Annotated in this window: 17 protein-coding genes; 4 read left to right on the forward strand and 13 right to left on the reverse strand. The window is 51.8% G+C overall.

Annotation, left to right across the window (positions count from 1 at the left end; genetic code table 11):
• The first annotated feature begins 20 nt into the window (after positions 1–20).
• Positions 21–1547, forward strand: coding sequence for a YifB family Mg chelatase-like AAA ATPase (locus tag PK629_04950; protein ID HOP10819.1), 1527 nt, complete (start codon positions 21–23; stop codon positions 1545–1547).
• A gap of 408 nt (positions 1548–1955) precedes the next feature.
• On the opposite strand, the gene buk is transcribed toward PK629_04950, so the two are convergent.
• The 10 genes from buk to PK629_05000 form a co-directional block, all read right to left on the reverse strand.
• A complete protein-coding gene (gene buk / locus PK629_04955) occupies positions 1956–3020 on the reverse strand; it encodes a butyrate kinase (protein HOP10820.1) in 1065 nt (354 codons plus the stop codon).
• Between the two features lie 44 nt (positions 3021–3064).
• A complete protein-coding gene (locus PK629_04960; protein ID HOP10821.1) occupies positions 3065–3328 on the reverse strand; it encodes a hypothetical protein in 264 nt (87 codons plus the stop codon).
• A 79-nt stretch (positions 3329–3407) separates the two neighbouring features.
• On the reverse strand, positions 3408–4037 hold the full coding sequence (locus tag PK629_04965; protein ID HOP10822.1) for an ECF transporter S component: 630 nt from the start codon (positions 4035–4037) through the stop codon (positions 3408–3410).
• 128 nt (positions 4038–4165) lie between these two features.
• Complete coding sequence (locus PK629_04970) at positions 4166–4942, reverse strand: type III pantothenate kinase (GenBank protein ID HOP10823.1); 777 nt, start codon at positions 4940–4942, stop codon at positions 4166–4168.
• Between the two features lie 485 nt (positions 4943–5427).
• On the reverse strand, positions 5428–6840 hold the full coding sequence (cysS, locus tag PK629_04975; GenBank protein HOP10824.1) for a cysteine--tRNA ligase: 1413 nt from the start codon (positions 6838–6840) through the stop codon (positions 5428–5430).
• Between the two features lie 94 nt (positions 6841–6934).
• Positions 6935–7558 carry a serine O-acetyltransferase gene (cysE, locus tag PK629_04980; GenBank protein ID HOP10825.1) on the reverse strand — a complete coding sequence of 208 codons (624 nt, stop codon included), beginning with the start codon at positions 7556–7558 and terminating at the stop codon, positions 6935–6937.
• Positions 7559–7569: 11 nt separating this feature from the next.
• Positions 7570–8580 carry a UDP-glucose 4-epimerase GalE gene (galE, locus tag PK629_04985; protein ID HOP10826.1) on the reverse strand — a complete coding sequence of 337 codons (1011 nt, stop codon included), beginning with the start codon at positions 8578–8580 and terminating at the stop codon, positions 7570–7572.
• Between the two features lie 254 nt (positions 8581–8834).
• Positions 8835–9062, reverse strand: coding sequence for an acyl carrier protein (gene acpP, locus PK629_04990; GenBank protein HOP10827.1), 228 nt, complete (start codon positions 9060–9062; stop codon positions 8835–8837).
• A 377-nt stretch (positions 9063–9439) separates the two neighbouring features.
• Positions 9440–9982 carry a rubrerythrin family protein gene (locus PK629_04995; GenBank protein HOP10828.1) on the reverse strand — a complete coding sequence of 181 codons (543 nt, stop codon included), beginning with the start codon at positions 9980–9982 and terminating at the stop codon, positions 9440–9442.
• Positions 9983–10005: 23 nt separating this feature from the next.
• Positions 10006–10383, reverse strand: coding sequence for a transcriptional repressor (locus PK629_05000; GenBank protein HOP10829.1), 378 nt, complete (start codon positions 10381–10383; stop codon positions 10006–10008).
• 243 nt (positions 10384–10626) lie between these two features.
• Here PK629_05000 and PK629_05005 point away from each other — a divergent pair, with 243 nt between their 5' ends.
• Positions 10627–11319 carry a DUF421 domain-containing protein gene (locus PK629_05005; protein HOP10830.1) on the forward strand — a complete coding sequence of 231 codons (693 nt, stop codon included), beginning with the start codon at positions 10627–10629 and terminating at the stop codon, positions 11317–11319.
• Between the two features lie 201 nt (positions 11320–11520).
• Here PK629_05005 and melA read toward each other — a convergent pair whose 3' ends face one another.
• Positions 11521–12840, reverse strand: a complete 1320-nt coding sequence (melA, locus tag PK629_05010; protein ID HOP10831.1) for an alpha-galactosidase — start codon at positions 12838–12840, stop codon at positions 11521–11523.
• Between the two features lie 423 nt (positions 12841–13263).
• Here melA and PK629_05015 point away from each other — a divergent pair, with 423 nt between their 5' ends.
• Together PK629_05015 and PK629_05020 are read left to right on the forward strand one after the other, a co-directional pair.
• A complete protein-coding gene (locus PK629_05015) occupies positions 13264–13731 on the forward strand; it encodes a GNAT family N-acetyltransferase (GenBank protein ID HOP10832.1) in 468 nt (155 codons plus the stop codon).
• A gap of 1 nt (position 13732) precedes the next feature.
• The gene (locus tag PK629_05020; GenBank protein HOP10833.1) at positions 13733–15286 is read left to right on the forward strand and encodes an ABC-F family ATP-binding cassette domain-containing protein; all 1554 of its coding nucleotides are present in this window, start codon (positions 13733–13735) and stop codon (positions 15284–15286) included.
• 117 nt (positions 15287–15403) lie between these two features.
• Here PK629_05020 and PK629_05025 read toward each other — a convergent pair whose 3' ends face one another.
• Positions 15404–16480 carry a hypothetical protein gene (locus tag PK629_05025; protein ID HOP10834.1) on the reverse strand — a complete coding sequence of 359 codons (1077 nt, stop codon included), beginning with the start codon at positions 16478–16480 and terminating at the stop codon, positions 15404–15406.
• 125 nt (positions 16481–16605) lie between these two features.
• Positions 16606–18555, reverse strand: coding sequence for a hypothetical protein (locus tag PK629_05030; GenBank protein ID HOP10835.1), 1950 nt, complete (start codon positions 18553–18555; stop codon positions 16606–16608).
• Between the last annotated feature and the right edge of the window lie 179 nt (positions 18556–18734).

The following is an 18734-nucleotide window of genomic DNA, read 5'->3' on the forward strand; positions in this document are numbered from 1 at the left end:
GGCAAGAAAGGCGGCAAACTATGATCTCGGTGTTTTCGTTTGGCACGTTCGGCATGGACAGTTATGTGGTGCGGGTTGAGGCGGATTATGCCAAAGGCCTGTTCTCGTTTGAAGTCGTCGGCTTACCCGACGCCGCCGTGCAGGAATCAAAGGAGCGGGTCAAAGCGGCCATTCGCAACAGCGGATTCGAGATGCCCATCGGACACTATGTGGTCAACCTCTCGCCTGCCGACGTTAAAAAGGCCGGGCCGATGTATGATTTGCCGATTTTAATGGCCATTCTGGCCGACAGCGGGCAGATCGAATTTGATGTCAAAGCCAATGCTTTTATCGGCGAACTCTCGCTCGACGGTGAACTGCGCCCGGTGCGGGGCATTGTCGGCATGCTGATCGCGGCGCGTCAGGCAGGTTTTAAAAACGTATTCATCCCCGAGGGCAACCGCGACGAGGGCGGCGCCATTGAGGGTATCACGGTGTACCCGTCAAAAAGCGTCAACCAAATTTATGCGCACCTCAAAGGCGGACCGCAGATTGAACCCGCCTTGTTTTTAGAGGAAAATGACTCCGAGAGCGCGTTTTTGGACTTTTCCGAAGTCAAGGGGCAATATGAGGCTAAGCGGGCGCTGGAGATCGCGGTGGCCGGCGCGCATAATGTTTTGATGATCGGCCCGCCCGGCAGCGGCAAGAGCATGCTGGCCAAGCGGATTCCGACAATCATGCCGCCGATGACCCTCGACGAGTCGCTCGAGACAACCAAAATTTATTCACTGGCTGGACAGTTACAAGGCGGTGCAAGTTTGATTAAGACAAGGCCGTTCCGTGCGCCGCATCACACGATTTCGACGGTGGGTCTTTCGGGCGGCGGCAAAATTCCGGGGCCGGGTGAAATTTCATTGGCGCACAACGGCATATTGTTTTTGGATGAGTTTCCGGAATTTTCGCGGCAGGCCATGGAAGTGCTGCGCCAGCCTATCGAGGACGGTACCGTCATGATCTCACGGGCCAGCGGCAGCGTGCGGTTTCCCTGCAATCTGATGCTGGTCGCGGCGATGAACCCCTGTCCCTGCGGATTTTTCGGGCATCCGAGTAAAAAGTGTATCTGCTCGGTCAGCGCGGTCGAGCGATATTTAGCGAAGCTGTCGGGGCCGATGCTCGACCGGATTGACATTCACATCGAAGTGCCGCAGGTGGAATATGAGCAGTTATCTTCGAAATCGGGCGAGGAAAAAAGCGCCGAGATCGCAAAACGCGTGATGAAGGCGCGGGAAATTCAACGGGAGCGGTTCGGGGACGCTTGCAGAAATAACGCCAACATGACTCCCGCCCTGCTTGAAAAATACTGTGCGCTCGATTCCAAGGCCGACGAATTGATGCATCGTGCGTTTGACCGGCTCGGGTTGTCGGCGCGCGGACATGACCGTCTTTTAAAAGTGGCGCGAACCATCGCGGATTTGGATTCCAGTGAGGTAATAAAACCCGACCACATCGCCGAGGCGGTGCAGTATCGGGGGTTGGAACGGAAATATTGGCACAGGCAGGGGCTGTGATGTCAGTTTTGAACAGAACCCGCTTCGCGTCTGCCCGGAAAAATCCCAGATTTATAAAAGTCTTTTTGATGTTAGCTATTATCAGTCCGAGATCCTTCGACTACGCTCAGGATGACAAAAGGCCGTCGAAAGGCGGCCTTTTCGGCGGGCTGTGGTCAGCCCGCCCTACTCTTTCGCTGCGAGGGGCTTCAGCCCCGCGGCAATCCGGATCGTGAGGGAAACCGGATGCTTCACTTCTGGATTGCTTCGTCATACGCGGAGATTTTCTCCGCGTTTTCCTCGCAAAGGCGGTAAAATAAAGTAGGGGCGGATATTATCCGCCCACATAAACAATTAAAATAACCTCTTGCAAAGGTCAATTCTGTGATATTTTCGGGCGGATAATATCCGCCCCTACATTTGATGTAATCACTTATACTCTTTGGCGCGTTCTTCGCCTTTGAGAACGCGGATGGCGCCGGCAGAAAGTGCGAGCATCTCGTCTTCGCCCGGGTAGACTAAAACCGGGGCGATGAGGTCGACTCTGCGCTTGATGGCGCCGGTGAAACGATTGGAATGCGCGAGACCGCCCGTGAGGACGATGGCATTGACGCGGCCTTCGAGTACCGCAGACATGGCGCCGATCTCCTTTGCGACCTGATAGGCCATCGAATCCATGACCAAAGCGGCGAATTCGTCCTGGGTTTTGATCATCTGCTCCACTTCGCGCAGGTCGTTTGTCCCCAAATACGCCGACATTCCGCCGCCGCCCGAGACAAACCGCATCATCTCCTCTTTGGTCTTGCCCGAATAGCACATTTCAATGATGCCGGTCACCGGAATCGCACCGCAGCGTTCCGGGGTGAAAGGCCCTTCGCCCGCCATGGCGTCGTTGACGTCGACTACCCGCCCATACATATGCGCACCGACCGTGATTCCGCCGCCCATATGCGCCACGATGAACCGTCCGTTCTCGTATTCGATATTCAGCTGTTTGGCGGCGCGGCGGGTGACTTCCTTGGTGTTCAGGGCATGGAAGACACTTCGGCGTTCAATGCCCGGGATACCCGAGAGCTTGGCGCAGGGTTCCATTTCATCGACGACGACGGGATCGACGACATAGGCGGGCAGACCGAATATTTTTGCAATATCATAAGCGATGATTCCGCCGAGGGTGGATGCGTGAACGAGCGCCGAGGCGCTTTTTAAATCGCGGATCATGGCCTCGTTGACAATATAGGTGCCCGAGTCGATGGGCTTGATGATACCGCCGCGCCCGACAACCGCCGTGATGGATTCGGGGGCGATGCCGTTTTCTTTCAGCGTATCCAGCACATACCGCATGCGCATGTCTTTCTGCGCCAAAACGCCGTCTAACAGGCGGGTCTCGGACGTGCCGTGATAGACGGTTTTATCGATGATGCGGCATTGATTTTCGTCAAATACCGCAATTTTTGTGGACGTTGAGCCCGGATTGATGGCAAGAACCAACATGGTGAAGACCTCCCTTTTGCGGATTGAAAATTTACTTTTCAATTTTATAACCCCAAATCCGCAATTTTCTGCGTGATATGATCGTCCTCGATGGCGATGCTGTAGATGCTCTCGATCTCCTCGAGCCGCTTGGTCAGCGCGTCGTCGATCTGGCCGTTGTTGAGCTTGATGATCAGCATGGATTTGCCCGGCTCGCTTTCAAAAGCGAAAATCACCGAGATGTTCCAGCCGCACCGGCGGATGATACCGACAATGCGGTCCAAAACGCCCAGTTTGTCGACGACGCATAATTTATAGATCTTTCCCATGGGAGGACCTCCTTGTACCGAAAACCCCCGCGAAGAGTCGGTTCGCGGGGATTTTGATGATTAAAGTTCTGTGTACAGTTTATGCTTTTTCCTTATTGCGCGCCGTGTTATACGGCAGAAACTTCACCAGCGCGGCGCAGACAGCCGAAACCAAAACAGCGGCGATACCCGCCTCGACAAGACCATATGAAGTCGCGACGCCGATGACAACACCGCCGACGGCTTTGATGGAGATGGAATAGATGTCCGCGATCACCGGAGCGACCAGCAGCCAGAGTGCGCCGAGGTAGAAAATCGTGTTATAAAGCGAACTGATTGCGCCGGTGAATATAAAACCAAGATAGCGGCGTTTTTTGAAGAGCCTGTCGAAGCCGCGCGATGTCAGTCCCGCAAGACCGCCCATGAAAAGGCGCGGGAAAAATGCGATGACGAAATAGAGCAGCGGGCTTTGCTGGATGATGGTGAGCGCCACGACGTCGGTCGTATTGCCGGTAAACGCCAGAATAAAACCGAGTAATCCCCAAAATCCGCCTAAAATCAGTCCGGCTGTCGGGCCCAGAATGATTGCGCCGATGATGACCGGCAGATGATAAATCGTCGCGACAATCGGTCCGATCGGAATGTTCCCGATGTTCAGGACGGTCATTACGACGATGATGGCGACGAGCACAGAAAGGCGCGTCAGATAGGATACCCTTTGATTACGCATGATAATTCCTCCTTGCTGTCCCCCGCTATGGTCGGCGGTGGGACGCTGTCCGGATGGTACATCCGGTCGCGGACATTTTGTCCGATGGCTTTATTATATGGAGCTTTTTGCGCTCTGTCAATCGGTTTTTATGATTTTTTGGAACTTGAATTGAGGTTATAGATCGCAAGCAGGCCCTGCAGAATTAAATTCGGACGCAGATGGAGTTCGTGGCGGCAGCAGCCGGAGATGGTGTCGGAGAGTCCTCCGGTGACGATGATGGTGCATTTTTGGCCGAGTTCCTCCTCCATGCGGTCGATCATACCGTCCACCATTGCGGCGGTGCCGAAAATCACGCCGGAACGCATACAGTCAATCGTGTTGTCGCCGATGACCTTTTTGGGCTTTTTCAGGTCAATATGCGGCAGCTGAGCCGTGCGTGAAGAGAGTGCATCAAGCGAGATCTGCACACCCGGTGCGATAATGCCGCCGATAAAACGTTTTTCCGGCAGGACGACCGTGGCTTTGGTGGCGGTGCCGAGGTCGAAGATGATGAGCGGAGGTTTAAATTCGGTCAATGCGCCGACTGCGGTCGCAACCAAATCTGCACCGGTCTGAGCCGGGTTCTCGATTTTGATGTCGAGGCCGGTTTTGATGCCCGCGCCGACCACCATCGGCTCGACGTTGTGGTATTTGCGGATGCCGTCGGCGAAAGTTGAGGTCAACTGCGGCACAACCGAGCTGATGACCGCCCCGTCCGCCTGCGGCGCGACTTCGTGCAGCTTTAATATCTCGCGGATCTCGGCAAAATACTGGTCGGTCATGCGTGAAGGGTCGGTTTTGATACGGGAGACAAACAACAGGTCGTCGCCCTCGTAAGCACCGATGGTAATATTGGAGTTTCCGATGTCGAACATCAAGAGCATAAGTAAGAGTCCTTTCGTGCAATGGCAGTTTGAAAGTGAACAGTTAGCAGTGAACAGTGAAACAGTTAAGGTGTTTTGCTGAAGCAAAACGGTATTATATTAACCACCCCGGCACTGCGTGCCACCCCTCCACAGAGGGGAATTTTTGCGGGCGACCACATGGGGTCGCCCCTACGGTACGGTGTATGTGATTCGCCCCTACGATTTGGTGTGTGTAGGCGGGCGGATGATATCCGCCCCTACAAGGAACGACCACCCCGGCCGGCTTCGCCGTGCCACCTCTCCACAGAGGGGAATTTTTCGCGGGCGACCACATGGGGTCGCCCCTACGGTACGGTGTATAGGGGCGGGCGGATGATATCCGCCCCTACAAAGAAACGCCGAGGTCGGAAGCGCGTGCTATCGGGTTTGCTGTACGTAGATTTTATGACGCGTTTGAAACCGCCATCATGGCGGCGCGTATTGAGAGCGGCGTCTCGCCGCCCCTACGATTTGGTGTAGGTCGTGCCTTGGGGGGTGTCGGTCAGGAGGATGCCGCGGGCTTTGAGTTCGTCGCGGATACGGTCGGCTTCGGCAAAATTTTTGGCTTTTTTAGCCGCCGAGCGTAGCTCGATCTGCGTTAAAATCTCGGTGTCGGTTCCGAGCGGGCATGGCGCCTGCGAGGCCAGGAATTTTTCGGCGGCTTCGAGCAATCCGAGCGATAGCACCGTATCGAATTTTGCGAGAATCGCGCGTTTGGTGGCGCCGTTGGCATCGGATTTGAGCGTGTCGTAAATGGCGGTGATGGCCAAAGAGGTATTCAGGTCGTTGTCCATGGACTCTTTGAACTGAGCGATATAGGTTTCGACGGCCTTGTCGTCGATTTCGCCCTCTTTTTCGAGGGTTGCGATTTTGCAGACGAGTTTATCATATGCAGAGACGGCGTTGTCGAGCGCTTCGTCGGAGAACATCAGCGATTTACGGTAGTGCGACAACAGGCAGAAGAAGCGGTAGGCCAGCGGGTCGTAGCCCTGCTTTTCCAAGAACGAAACAGTTAAAAATTCACCCGAAGACTTGCTCATTTTGCCGGAATTGGTGTTCAGATGGCGCACATGGAACCAGTAATTGCACCATTTATGCCCCAAATACGCCTCGCTTTGGGCAATTTCGTTGGTATGGTGCGGGAAGATATTATCGACGCCGCCGCAGTGGATGTCGAGCCGTTCGCCGAGTGTGCGCAACGAGATGCAGGAACACTCGATGTGCCAGCCGGGATATCCCATGCCCCACGGGCTGTCCCATTTGAGTTCCTGATCGTCGAATTTGGACTTGGTGAACCACAGCACGAAATCGGTCTTGCTGCGCTTATTGGCGTCTTCTTCGACGCCCTCGCGTACGCCGACGGCGAGGTCTTTTTCGTCCTGTTTATTAAAAACGTAATATTCTTTGAGTTTGGAGGTGTCGAAATAGATATTGCCGCCGGCTTCGTAGGCATAACCCTTTTTCAGCAGGGCGGAAACCATTTCGATGAACCCGTCGACGCAGCTTGTTGCGGGTAGGATGATCTCGGGCTTGTTGATGTTCAGCTTTTCGCAGTCGGCGAAAAAAGCGTCGGTATAAAACTGTGCAATCTCCATGACGCTCTTATGTTCGCGCTTTGCGCCTTTGAGCATCTTATCCTCACCGGTGTCGGCGTCGCTGGACAGGTGGCCTACATCAGTGATGTTCATGGCGCGCTTGACGTCATATCCGGCAAAGCGCAGGTATTTTTCGAGCACGTCCTCCATGATATAGGTGCGCAGGTTGCCGATATGGGCAAAGTGATAAACGGTCGGGCCGCAGGTGTACATTTTTACCTTGCCCGGCTCGATCGGGATGAATTCTTCTTTTTCGGCGGTGAGGGAATTGTAAATCCTCATTGATAGATTTCCTTCCTTTTCAGACACGGATGTTTGATATTCGCGCAGGGGCGCGCATTGCGCGTCCGCGGGCTTCGGACGGCCAATGGCCACCTTACGTGGTCTTGAGTTCCTTTTTGATATTGTCGATCTCCATTTGCAGGCGGCAGAGTTCCTGTGCGACCGGATCGGGGATATGTATCTGGTCGAGGTCCTGCACCACGCGCTCGCCGTTGCGCGAGACCACGCGGGCCGGAACACCCACGGCGGTGCAGTTTTCGGGAATCTCTTCGAGTACGACCGCGCCGGCTGCGATTTTGGAATTGTTGCCGACTTTGAACGGGCCGAGAACTTTTGCGCCCGCGCCGACCATGACGTTATCCCCGAGGGTCGGATGGCGTTTGCCGGTGTGTTTGCCGGTGCCGCCCAGCGTCACACCCTGATAAAGCGTGCAGTTGTCGCCGATCTCGGCGGTTTCGCCGATGACAACCCCCATACCGTGGTCGATGAACAGCCCCTTGCCGATTTTGGCGGCGGGGTGAATCTCGATGCCGGTGCGGCGGCGGGTGGTTTTGGCATACCAAAATGCAAGAAAACGAAATTTATGTTCGTAGAGCCAATGGGCTACCCGATGGCGGCGTACCGCACGGAAACCCGAGTAGAGGAAAAAGACCTGAGCGGCGCTGACGGCCGCAGGGTCGCAGTCCATAATGCGTTCAATGTCGTATTTGCAGCTCATAAATCAATTAATTAAAGGTTGTGATCCTTGCAGTACTGCTGCCAGCGCCAGGCGTCGCGGCACATGTCTTCAAGGTTGTATTGGGCTTTCCAGCCGAGTTCGCGTTCGGCTTTGGACGGGTCGGCATAGCTCTCGGCGCTGTCGCCCGGCCTGCGTTCGACGATGTCATAGGGGATTTCTTTGCCCGAGGCCTTTTCCATCGCCCGGACAATCTCGAGCACCGATTCGCCGTGACCCGTGCCGAGGTTATAGACGTAGACGCCGCTGCGTCCGGAAAGTTTATCGATGGCCGCTACATGGCCGCGTGCCAGATCGACGACATGGATATAATCGCGGATGCCGGTGCCGTCGCGGGTGGGATAATCGCCGCCGTAGACCCGAAGGCGCGGCAGAATTCCGGCGGCTACTTGTGATACATACGGCAGGAGGTTGTTCGGGATATCGTTGGGCTTTTCGCCGATCAGGCCGCTCGGGTGCGCGCCGATCGGGTTGAAATAACGCAGCAGGGTCACCGACCAATCGGGATTGGCGTGCTGAACGTCGCGCAGAATCTGTTCGGCGAAGAGTTTGGTCTGGCCGTAGGGGTTGATGGCAGACAGCGGGAAGTTCTCACTGATCGGCACCGATTTGGGGATGCCGTAGACCGTGGCTGAGGAGGAAAAGATAATCTGTTTACAGCCGTGTTTTTGCATCACGGAACACACGGAAAGCAGCGAATCGAGGTTGTTTTTATAATATTTAACCGGCTGTGCGACCGACTCTGCGACGGCTTTATGGGCCGCAAAATGAATGACACAGTCGATTTTGTGCTGGTCGAAAATTGCCGAGAGCATGGACTCGTTGGCGGCGTCGACCATGTAAAAGTCGTAGTTTTTTCCGGCGATCTGCCGGATGCGGTCGTTGACCGACGGGGATGAATTGCCGTAATTATCGACGCTGACGACCTCGTATCCCGCATTCAACAATTCGACGATGGTGTGGCTTCCGATGAATCCGGCACCGCCCGTGACAAGAATTTTCATAAAGTAACATCCTCCAATCCACTGATACCCTTATTATATAGTAAAATTTCCGGTTATGCAACAAATAGCCGGCAGGATGCCGGTTTCAAACGCGGGTTGATAGTGCGCGCTTCCTTCCTTGGCAATAACACAACCGTAGGAGGACGGGCGATCACAGATCGCCCCTACACGATTCTACCCCCTTGCCTCTTTCCTCTCGCGTAAACAAAAAAGCGCCCGATTGTGTTCGGACGCCTTTGTTAAGCGATTCGATCTTAGGAGTTGGCTTCGATGTAGCGCACGATGTCGCCGACCGTTTTAAGGTTTTCGATCTCGGAGTCCGGAACTTCCAGGTCAAATTCCTCTTCGATGGACATCACGAGCTCAACCAAGTCCAGAGAATCCGCGCCGAGATTATCGGTGACGCTGGCGTCCATGGTGACTTTGTCGGGTTCGATGTCGAGCTGGGTACAGATGATTTCACGGATTTTGTTGAATACCATTAATGATTCCTCCAAAAAGAATTATATAAACGGGTCTCGGGGCAAGCAAAAATCGTTGATGAAAATTATTATACTATCGCCCTTGATAGTTGTCAACACTTTAAATATGCACGATTTTTACAAAATATTATCGTCCGGGGAAAGAGATTTTATAGGAACAAGATCGTGTGAGTTACAGTTCGTTGCCGGATAAAACGTTAAAGCGAACCGTTGAGCAGTGTTCTGTGTGCAGTTGCGGTGTTTTGCTTTGCAAAACGGGATTTGTATGTTGTTATCGGGAATGTTACTGTACACTTTTAACTGTCAACCGTTCACTAGGAATAAAACAAAAAAGCGCCTATCACAGGCGCTTTTTCAATGGGGTGTTCAATTCGGATTTAATAGTTTTCACATCTGACGGCGAAGTAGGACCGGGGATGGTCGCAGACCGGGCAGACCTCCGGGGCCTTTTTGCCGATCACGATGTGGCCGCAGTTGCCGCACTGCCAGACCGTGTCGCCGTCCTTGGAGAACACCAAATCACCCTCGATGTTGGCAAGCAGTTTGCGATAGCGCTCTTCGTGGGTCTTTTCGATTTTGGCGACCATTTCAAACAGGGCTGCAATCTTGGTAAAACCCTCTTCACGCGCGTCTTTGGCGAAACCGGCATACATGTCGGTCCACTCATAATATTCGCCCGCCGCCGCGTCGGCCAGGTTGGCCGTTGTGGCCGGGACGCCGCCGTCGTGCAGCAGTTTGAACCAGATTTTCGCGTGCTCTTTTTCGTTGCCCGCCGTCTCTTCGAAAATGTTGGCGATCTGCTCATAGCCGTCTTTGCGTGCCTTGGAGGCATAATAGGTGTACTTATTGCGCGCTTGGGATTCTCCGGCGAATGCCGCCATCAAATTCTTTTCGGTTTTGGAACCCTTGAGTTCTTTCATTTTAATTCTCTCCTTTAAAAATGTTATTTTCTGCAGTTTGCGCAGATTCCGGTAAAAATAATCTGCAGGTCTTCGACTTCAAATTCCCCGCCCTCCGGCAGGTTCGCGATGAGATCCATCGCAGGCATCCGAATGTCAAAAATCTGTCCGCATTCCCGGCATACGGCGTGATAATGCGGGTCGATGTTGTGATCGACATGCTCCGCCGCGTTGGGCACTGGGATGCGTAAAAGCGCACCGTCATCGCACAGGATGTTGAGATTGCGGTATACGGTGCTTTTGCTGATTCCGGGAAAACGGGCGCTGACGCAGGAATAGACCTGTTCCGGCGTGGGGTGGTTTTGCAGCGTTTTGACCGCGTCCAAAACCAGATCGCGCTGGATGGTATTTCGTCTGTTCATGGTCCGTTCCTCCTTTCGTAATCGGTTTCTATTAGGAATATATACGAATAGCAAGAAGCTGTCAAGGGGTTTTAAAAAATATTTGAAATTTTTCTGGAAATACTGATGTGGGAGCGATACGGGCATGGGCTCACCGTGATCGCCCGATCTTTAAGTTATGAAGCAGAACTAAAAAACGGTATTATGCTGACGGACGCACACGCAGCAGGGCGCAAGTGCGCCCCTACCGGAGAAAGGGGCGTGATGCGGGTGGAAATGATTTTAAAGACGACGGTGACGTCGCTGGGTGCGGCGGTGGTGCTGTTTGGTTTGACTCGGTTAATGGGAAAGCGGCAGATTTCGCAGCTCGGGATTTTTGATTATATCAACGGCATCACCATCGGCTCGATCGCGGCGGAATTGGCGGTAACGGGCTTTGAGGATTTTGAAATTCCGCTGACGGCGATGATCGTGTTCGGATTGGTGTCCATCGCCGCGTCCTATATTACCGATAAGTCGATTATGATGCGCAAGGTCATCACCGGAAAACCGGTGATATTGGTTGACGGCGGCAAGTTTTTAATGGATAATTTTAAAAATGCGCGGATTGATATCAATGAATTTTTGTGTCGTGCCCGTTCGGCGGGTTATTTTGACTTATCCGATATTCTGACGGCGATGCTGGAGCCCAACGGCGAGATCAGTTTCTTACCGGTTGCCGATAAGCGACCCGTGACGCCGCAGGATATGAATCTGAATCCCCCGCAGGACACGTTGAAAATTGAGTTGGTCATCGACGGGAAAATTTTATATAAAAACCTTCAGGAGATCGGCAAGGATGAAAAATGGCTGATGACCGAACTGGAAAAACAAAAAGCGGCGAGCGTGATGATGATCGCGCTCGCCACCTGTGACAGGAATGACAATGTATGTGTGTTTTTAAAGGACAGAATTTAGATTTGTAGGGGCGCACCTATGTGTGCGCCCGTTTATACGAAATGACGGAAAGATTCAAATTACCAAGAACCGGTATCGTAGGAGCGGGCGGCCACATGGGGCCGCCCCTACGGGGAGAGATGACATCGAGGTCGGAAACGCGCGCTATCAAGCGAACGAGACGCAGATTCCGCGACGCGTTCGTATGCGGCATCATGCCGCTTACTTAAAATAACCGAGGTAATCCTTGCCGGCTTCGAACATCTCGTCGACCATCGACTGGATTTCGGCCGGGCAGAGCACTGCGGCGGTCAGCGGGTCGAACAGCACGGCGTGGTAGATCTTGCGCTTATCGCCCTCGATGCAGCCCTGCACCGCCAGCTCTTCGCAGCGGGCGCTGGTATTGACGAGTACCGCAAGCTGATCGGGCAGTTTGCCGACGCGGAAGGGTTTGATGCCGTCCTGACCGGCGCGCACCGGCGCTTCGACGCAGCATCCCTCGGGCAGATTGTCGATGATGCCGAAGTTGCGGATGTTGCCGTTGAATTCATAAGGCGTATGGTCGCCGAAAATGGCATTGAAGATGGAGGAGGCGTATTCATGGCCGCGTTTGAGATCGACGGTTTCCTCGGCCATCCAGTCGTCCATATCCTTCATCCATTTGCCGTCTTCTTCACGCTTGAAGTATTCTTTGAGGATATAGGCATATTCGCCGGGGTTCCAGCCGGTACCGCTGGTGCAGTATTTTTCGATTAAGTCGGGGCGTTTGCGGAACCAGGCGTTATATTCGGAGTTGTGGCCCGAGGACTCGGTGACGTAATAATCCAGCGCCAAAAACATCTCGTTGCGGACCTGTTCTTCGTTATAGACCTCGGGTTTTTCCATGGCTTTTTTGATCAGCGGATAGGCGTCCTTGCCGTTCCATTTATAATCGAGATAAAACGCCTGGTGGTTGATGCCCGCGCAGGTGTAGGTGACCTCTTCCATCGGGGCGCCGATCCATCTGGCCAGCATGCTCGCGGTACCCTGCACGCTGTGGCAAAGACCTGTGACGTTCATCGTGGTCTCGCTCTGCAGATAGCGGCACAGCATCGCCATGGGGTTGGTATAATTCAACACGACGGCGTTGGGGCAATATTTTTCGGCGTCGCGCAGAATTTCGAGCATTTTGGGCGCGGTACGCAGGAAACGGAAGATGCCCGACGGGCCGCGCGTATCGCCGACGTTGATGTCGACGCCGTATTTTTTCGGGATTTCGATGTCGGTGCGGAAAATGTCGGGGCCGCCCGCCAAAATGGTGATAACGACGCCGTCGGCGCCCTTGAGCGCTTCGGCGCGGTCGAGTGTGGCTGTGACGGTGGCCGGATAATTCCCTGCCGTGATGATCTTGCGGGCCGCTTTTTCGCTGTAGGAAAGGCGGTCTTTGTTGATGTCCATCAGACAGATATGCGCGTCTTTGAATGCATCAAAGGTCAGCAAGTCGCGGACAAGGCCGCGGGTAAAGCCGAAACTTCCGGCCCCTATAAACGTGATTTTTTTCATGAAACAACCTCCATGCAGAATTGAGAATATTATAAAATATTCAAAAGGCAATAGCAAGGGATTTTGAAAATTACCACCGGTTCATATGCAAAAAAGCAGCTTCATCAGACCGAGAGCCTTCGTTTCGCGCGGGAGGACGGTGTATCGTCATTGCGCGGAGGTTTAAACCTTGCGCAATCCGGACGCTATATTTCTGGATTGCCTCGTCATGCGCGGAGTTTTTCTCCGCGCTTTCCTCGCAAAGACAGGGTTGGCTTGATTCGCAAAGACGGTTGTTCTTATGCGAAATTGACAAAAAATCACCGTTATGCTATGATGGGCGCGTGTAGGGTTTCAAAATAATTATGGGTGAGTATCTGCATGATGAAAACGATTTCGGTGTTTTGCGCTGTTCCCGGTGAGCGGTAGCAAATTCAATTTGATATGATGACGATATTCTGTGTTGCCGAAAGACCGCAATTCACGAATGAAGCGGTCGATTGGTTTGCCTCGAAGTGGGGGATACAGCGTGAGGCGTATGAGCAGAGTTTTGCCGACATGATCGAAAACGGCGGGCCGCTTCCGAAGTGGTTTATCGCCGTGGACGAAAATGATAAGATCATCGGCGGATGCGGATTGATTCAAAACGACTTTGTCGACCGCACCGACCTGTTTCCCTATGTCTGTGCGCTGTATGTGGAAAAACCGGCACGCGGACAGGGTCTCGGCGGAAAACTGCTCGAATTCGCGCGCAAAGAGGCCGCTAAAAGCGGCTTTGATGCGGTGTATTTGTGCACCGACCACACACAATATTACGAAAAATACGGCTGGCGGTATCTGACGCAGGGTTTAGGTGACGACGGAAACCCCTGCCGCATCTATACCGCGCCTGTTATAAAGGAATTGATATAAAATGAGTGTATTAGAAGTAAAAGAGCTGTGCCATACCTTCGGGGACGCACCGCTTTTCAACAATGCCGAGATGGAGTTGTTCGGCGGCGACAAGATGGGTCTGACCGGTCTGAACGGCGCGGGAAAGAGCACCTTCATCAACATGCTGACGGGCAAACTGCTGCCCGACAAGGGACAGATCAAATTTAATCACCGTCTGCGACTGGGCTACATAGACCAGCAGCTGAGCATCGGTTCGGCGCTCTCGGTGCGCGAATTTCTGCGCACGGCATTCGCCGAGGCCTACGAAGCCAATGCGAATATGCAAAAAGCGTTTTCTGAGATTGCCAACAGCAAGGACGAGGAACGCATTGCCGAATTGAACGAGCAATGCGGCGAATGGCAGCAGATTCTCGACCGCGATGGGTTTTACGGGCTGGAGGCAAAAATCGAGAAGACCGCCGCCGGACTCGGATTGAACGCCATCGGGCTGGATCGGCCTGCCGCGAAACTCTCGGGCGGGCAGCGCGCAAAGGTCATGCTGGCACGGCTTTTGCTCGAGGAACCCGATGTGATGTTATTTGATGAGCCGACCAACTTTTTGGACATTGAACACATCGAATGGCTGGTCAAGTATCTGAATAACTTTAAAGGGACGTATATGATCGTGTCGCACGACTATAAGTTTTTGACCCGCGTGACCAACTGCATCTGCGACATCGAACACGGCAAAATCACCCGATACGGCGGCGATTACGAGACCTTTGCCAAGCTGAAAGAGGAACGGCGCGTTGCCTATGTCAAGGATTACGAGAGCCAGCAGAAACAGATCGAGAAACTACAGGACTATGTCAACCGAAATCTTGCGCGCGCGTCGACTTCAAAAATGGCCAAGAGCCGCCGCAAGGAACTGGAGAAGATGGACGTCCTCGACAAACCGAGCGACAGCCCCGAACCGACGTTTTCGTTCCGGTATCAGCCGATCACCGGGCGCGAGGTGTTATTGACCAAAAAACTCTCAGTGGGGTATGATTTCGCACTGCTGCCGCCGATCGATTTACGGCTGACGCTGGGTGAAAAGGTCGCTGTCACCGGGTTTAACGGCATCGGAAAGACGACCTTTTTGAAAACCGTATGCAAGTTGCTGCCGCCGATTTCGGGAGAATATAATTATCACCCGAAGGCGACGGTGGGATATTACGAGCAGGAGAGCGTGTGGGATCAGGAGGAGTGGTCGGCGTTCCGGTATGTCAAGGAGTGGTATCCGTCGGTGGCCGATGTGGAGATCAGGCGGGCGCTGGCTTCGTGCGGGTTATCGGCCAAGCTGATCAACAAGCCGGTCTCGCAGCTTTCGGGCGGCGAACAGGCCAAAATCAAGCTGTGCCACGTGATCTTTAAGCCGTATACACTGCTGATTCTCGACGAGCCGACCAACCACCTCGACGTCAAGTGCATCGCGCGGCTGAAAAAGGCCATCGCCGATTTCAACGGCAGCGTGATTTTTGTGTCGCATGATAAGAATTTTATCGCCGAAGTCGCCGACCGCGTGGTGGATTTTGAGAAGTTGTTTGATTGAGAGGGTTTGTTATAAAAACGGAACGGTCAAGACCGTTCCCTACACAGATAAAAGCAAAAGGCCCCGTTGAAAAACGGGGCCTTGCCGGTTTTAATAGAAACCGAAGCCAAAGAATAATTATTGATATTTCACACTATAAAAAATCGGATAATAGGAGCCGTCCTCTTCCTGACCGAGGGAAAATTTAATTTCAAGTGTATCGATAGCGCAACCACATTCCAGAAAAGGCCTCCAATCTTTGTTATAAAATAACTGCTTGGTGGTTTCCCAGTTATAAAGCTCGTAGTCCCAGTCAAAGGGATGACGATAATAGCAATCAAATAATCCGATATAAACCTCATCTTCTTTTTGAAGCGGAGCACTCAATAGAATAAAATCAGGGTGCATTTCATAACCCCATCCGGACGGTTGAAGACGATCAGTTCCGGGTATTAAATCTAATATACCTTTTCCAGTATAATCATTCAGAGTTTTTTTAAAGTATTTCAAGGCTACAGCGTCGTATTCCTCACGGGTGTTTCCATTATCATAGTCATAGTTCGGCATATGTATCGCTGCAAACATAGCCATTTCCATATCCGAAATCTCGCCGCTATCTGTGGCTAAGTAGTCAAAACAATAAGAGTCAAGCATTTCAATGATTTGTGACTCAAAGTCGGTTTGTGCATAAACCGGTTTCGTGAAATATGTATAAATGATCGTAATATCATCGGGAATCTGAGCTGACCAGTCGGGCTCGGAGGGATTCATATCAGCGTCAAGTGTGATTGCGCCCCATTGATTGTTTAGTAGAACATATAATTGCTTACGGTCTTTATAAAAATATTTCGTCGTTAAATAATCATATTGTGCGGGGACGATGATAATTCCGCCGCTGCCCTTAGCACCGTATTTGCCGTTTTCTTCAAAACTATCGGGATAGTAAAAATTATCGGTGCTCACTGTGTTTTTAGAACCTGTTGAAACAGATGCAATAGAAGAGATTTTCGAAGTATCCGATGATGTGAGTGGCCTTGAGGATATAAGCGGTTCCGAAACGGCAGGGACTTTTAAGGCGTGTGGGAGAATGATGATTGCGGCGGCAATCAGCACCACCATGGAGAGGATGATCCAAAGCCTCGGATCTTTGAGGTTGAAACTGGTTTTGGTGTGCGGTTTATTGTCGGGTTCATTTAGGGAAAACAGGGAAATCATCAAAATGCCTCCTCTGACGTACGGTTCGGGGCACAAAGCCCCGCCGGAAAGCGGGGTTACGTGAGTTTGCTGTAGGATTTATTGCGGATAAAAACTTGCGGTGAAAGGGGTCGATAAAGCAACAATTATTGATATTTTACGCTGTGAAAAATGGGATAATAAGAACCGTCTGCTTCTTGGCCGAGGGAGAATTTAATCTCCAGCGTGTTGATGCCGCAGCCGTATTGAACAAAGGGCTGCATTTCGCCGTTATAAATCATCTGTTCGATTTCTTCCCAGGTGTAAGGGGCATTCATCCAGTTATCATTGAGATAATAACAGTTAAGCAATCCGGTATAAACCTCACCTTCTTTTTGAAGCGGGGCCATTAAAAGCACAAAACCGGGGCCGTCAGCGAGGCTCCAGCCCGTGGGACGAATCAGGTCGGTTCCTGGAACAAGTTCAAACATGGTGTTTCCGGTATAGTCGGTCAGGGTTTTGCCGAAATATTTCATCGTGACAGCGTCGTATTCCGCACGGGTGTTGCCGGTTTCCCAGTCGTAATCCGGCATAAAACGTGTCGCAAAAACTTGCATTTGTAGGTTTGTAATGGTGCCGGTCTCGTTTGCTAAATAGAAAAATATATTGTTATGTGAAAACCAATTCAGGACGTTGCCTTCAAAGTCGGTAACCTCGTAAACGGGTTTATTGAAATAGGTATAAACATTGATGATTTCTTCCGGTATTTCCGCTGTCCAGTCGGGTGCGGATGCAACCGGGAACGAACTGACGGTAATTAAACCCCATTGACCGTCTTTTAAAACATATAGGTCATTATCATAATCCACCAATAAAAAATCATATTGCGGAGAAACGAGAACTTTTCCGTGATCAGAAATGGCTCCGTATTTTCCGCCTTGCACAACGCTGATTACCTCCGGAACGCCTTTGCTGTAATCGAGAATGATTTCGTCATAAACGGCGTCTGTCGCTTCATAAGCCGTACAACAGTACATGAGAACCCATTTCCCATCGCGTTTGGCTGCAATCAGTTGGTCTCCGAGGGAATAAGTTGTTATATTTTTATCTACGATCAGATCGGTATAAAAGTAATCTGAGAGGACACCTCCTTCAACATTAATAAATTGCCATCCGTCGCTCTTCAGAACCCCGATCATTCGAGATATAAATATAAAGTCGGAACCGGTAGCTATGATTTTTTTATTGCCGTTAAGAAGCGTCTTTTCTTGGTCGTCAAAACCCAAAATCAGATAGATGTCGGTCTCGAATCCCACGTAACTGTCGCAGTAGATCTCTTCATAATGCAGGGAGATTTGATCGGTATTTCCGTGTTCCGCCTGTGCGGTTAAGATGGGCGGTTCCTGTAAATCAAAGCTTTTTAAATCGGATTTGCGGAATTCCACGAAAGAAATCCACCAAGTGGGATCATCGGAAGTTGGCTCATCATTTTTCAACTGCGAATATTCAAGGCAAAAAGAGGAAGAGGTTCCGATGGAGAATGTAAAGGTTTGAATGAGGCCGTAATTTTCAGCAAACGTGTACCCTGCGTAGTGTTTTAAAGAGTGCCCGGTATAAAAACAGGATACATTGGAGTCGGAACGCAGGATGACGGGCATTAAAACGGCGGATTCAAAATATTCCGCGTCATATTTCCGGAGGGCTTCGTTTAGGTCCGTCCAAGAAGTATAGTGTTTTTTGAGCGTTTGCACATATGCGGCAAGTGTCTCGCTGTCGGTAATCCAGTCATACATCATTTCGCCGGCAGCTTCAAAATCGGCGATGTAGGAATCGTCCGAGCTTTTCATTTTTAAATCCACAACGATCACATCGGCAGGTATGGGGGATGCGCTCGTCTTGACGGAAGCGGAGACTGAAGAGGTTTCGGACAGCACGGGAAGATCAGACGATCCCGCAGTGGCAGAACCTAGTAAGGCGTTTGAAAGAGAAAGCGCGGCAGAAGTGATGATGACGACCGCCGAAGCGAGGACGATCCACAGCGTCGGCTTTTTGGGGCTGAGTATGGATTTGAATTGAGGTTTATCATCGGATTCATTCAACGAAAACAGGGAAATCATCAAGACGCCTCCTCTGCCGATAGGTTCGGGCAGTGTTTATAAAAGGTTTTTAAGGCACGGTATCTTAATATTTATACTACAATTCCCTGATAATGTCAACGCGGCCCCGTTGAAAAACGGGGCCTTGTTGTATCCAGAAAACCACTCGCTAGGCGAGTGGTAGAAAAAAAGGCTAATGC

Source organism: Oscillospiraceae bacterium, assembly GCA_035380125.1.
In the GTDB taxonomy this organism is placed as follows: Bacteria; Bacillota; Clostridia; order Oscillospirales; family JAKOTC01; genus DAOPZJ01.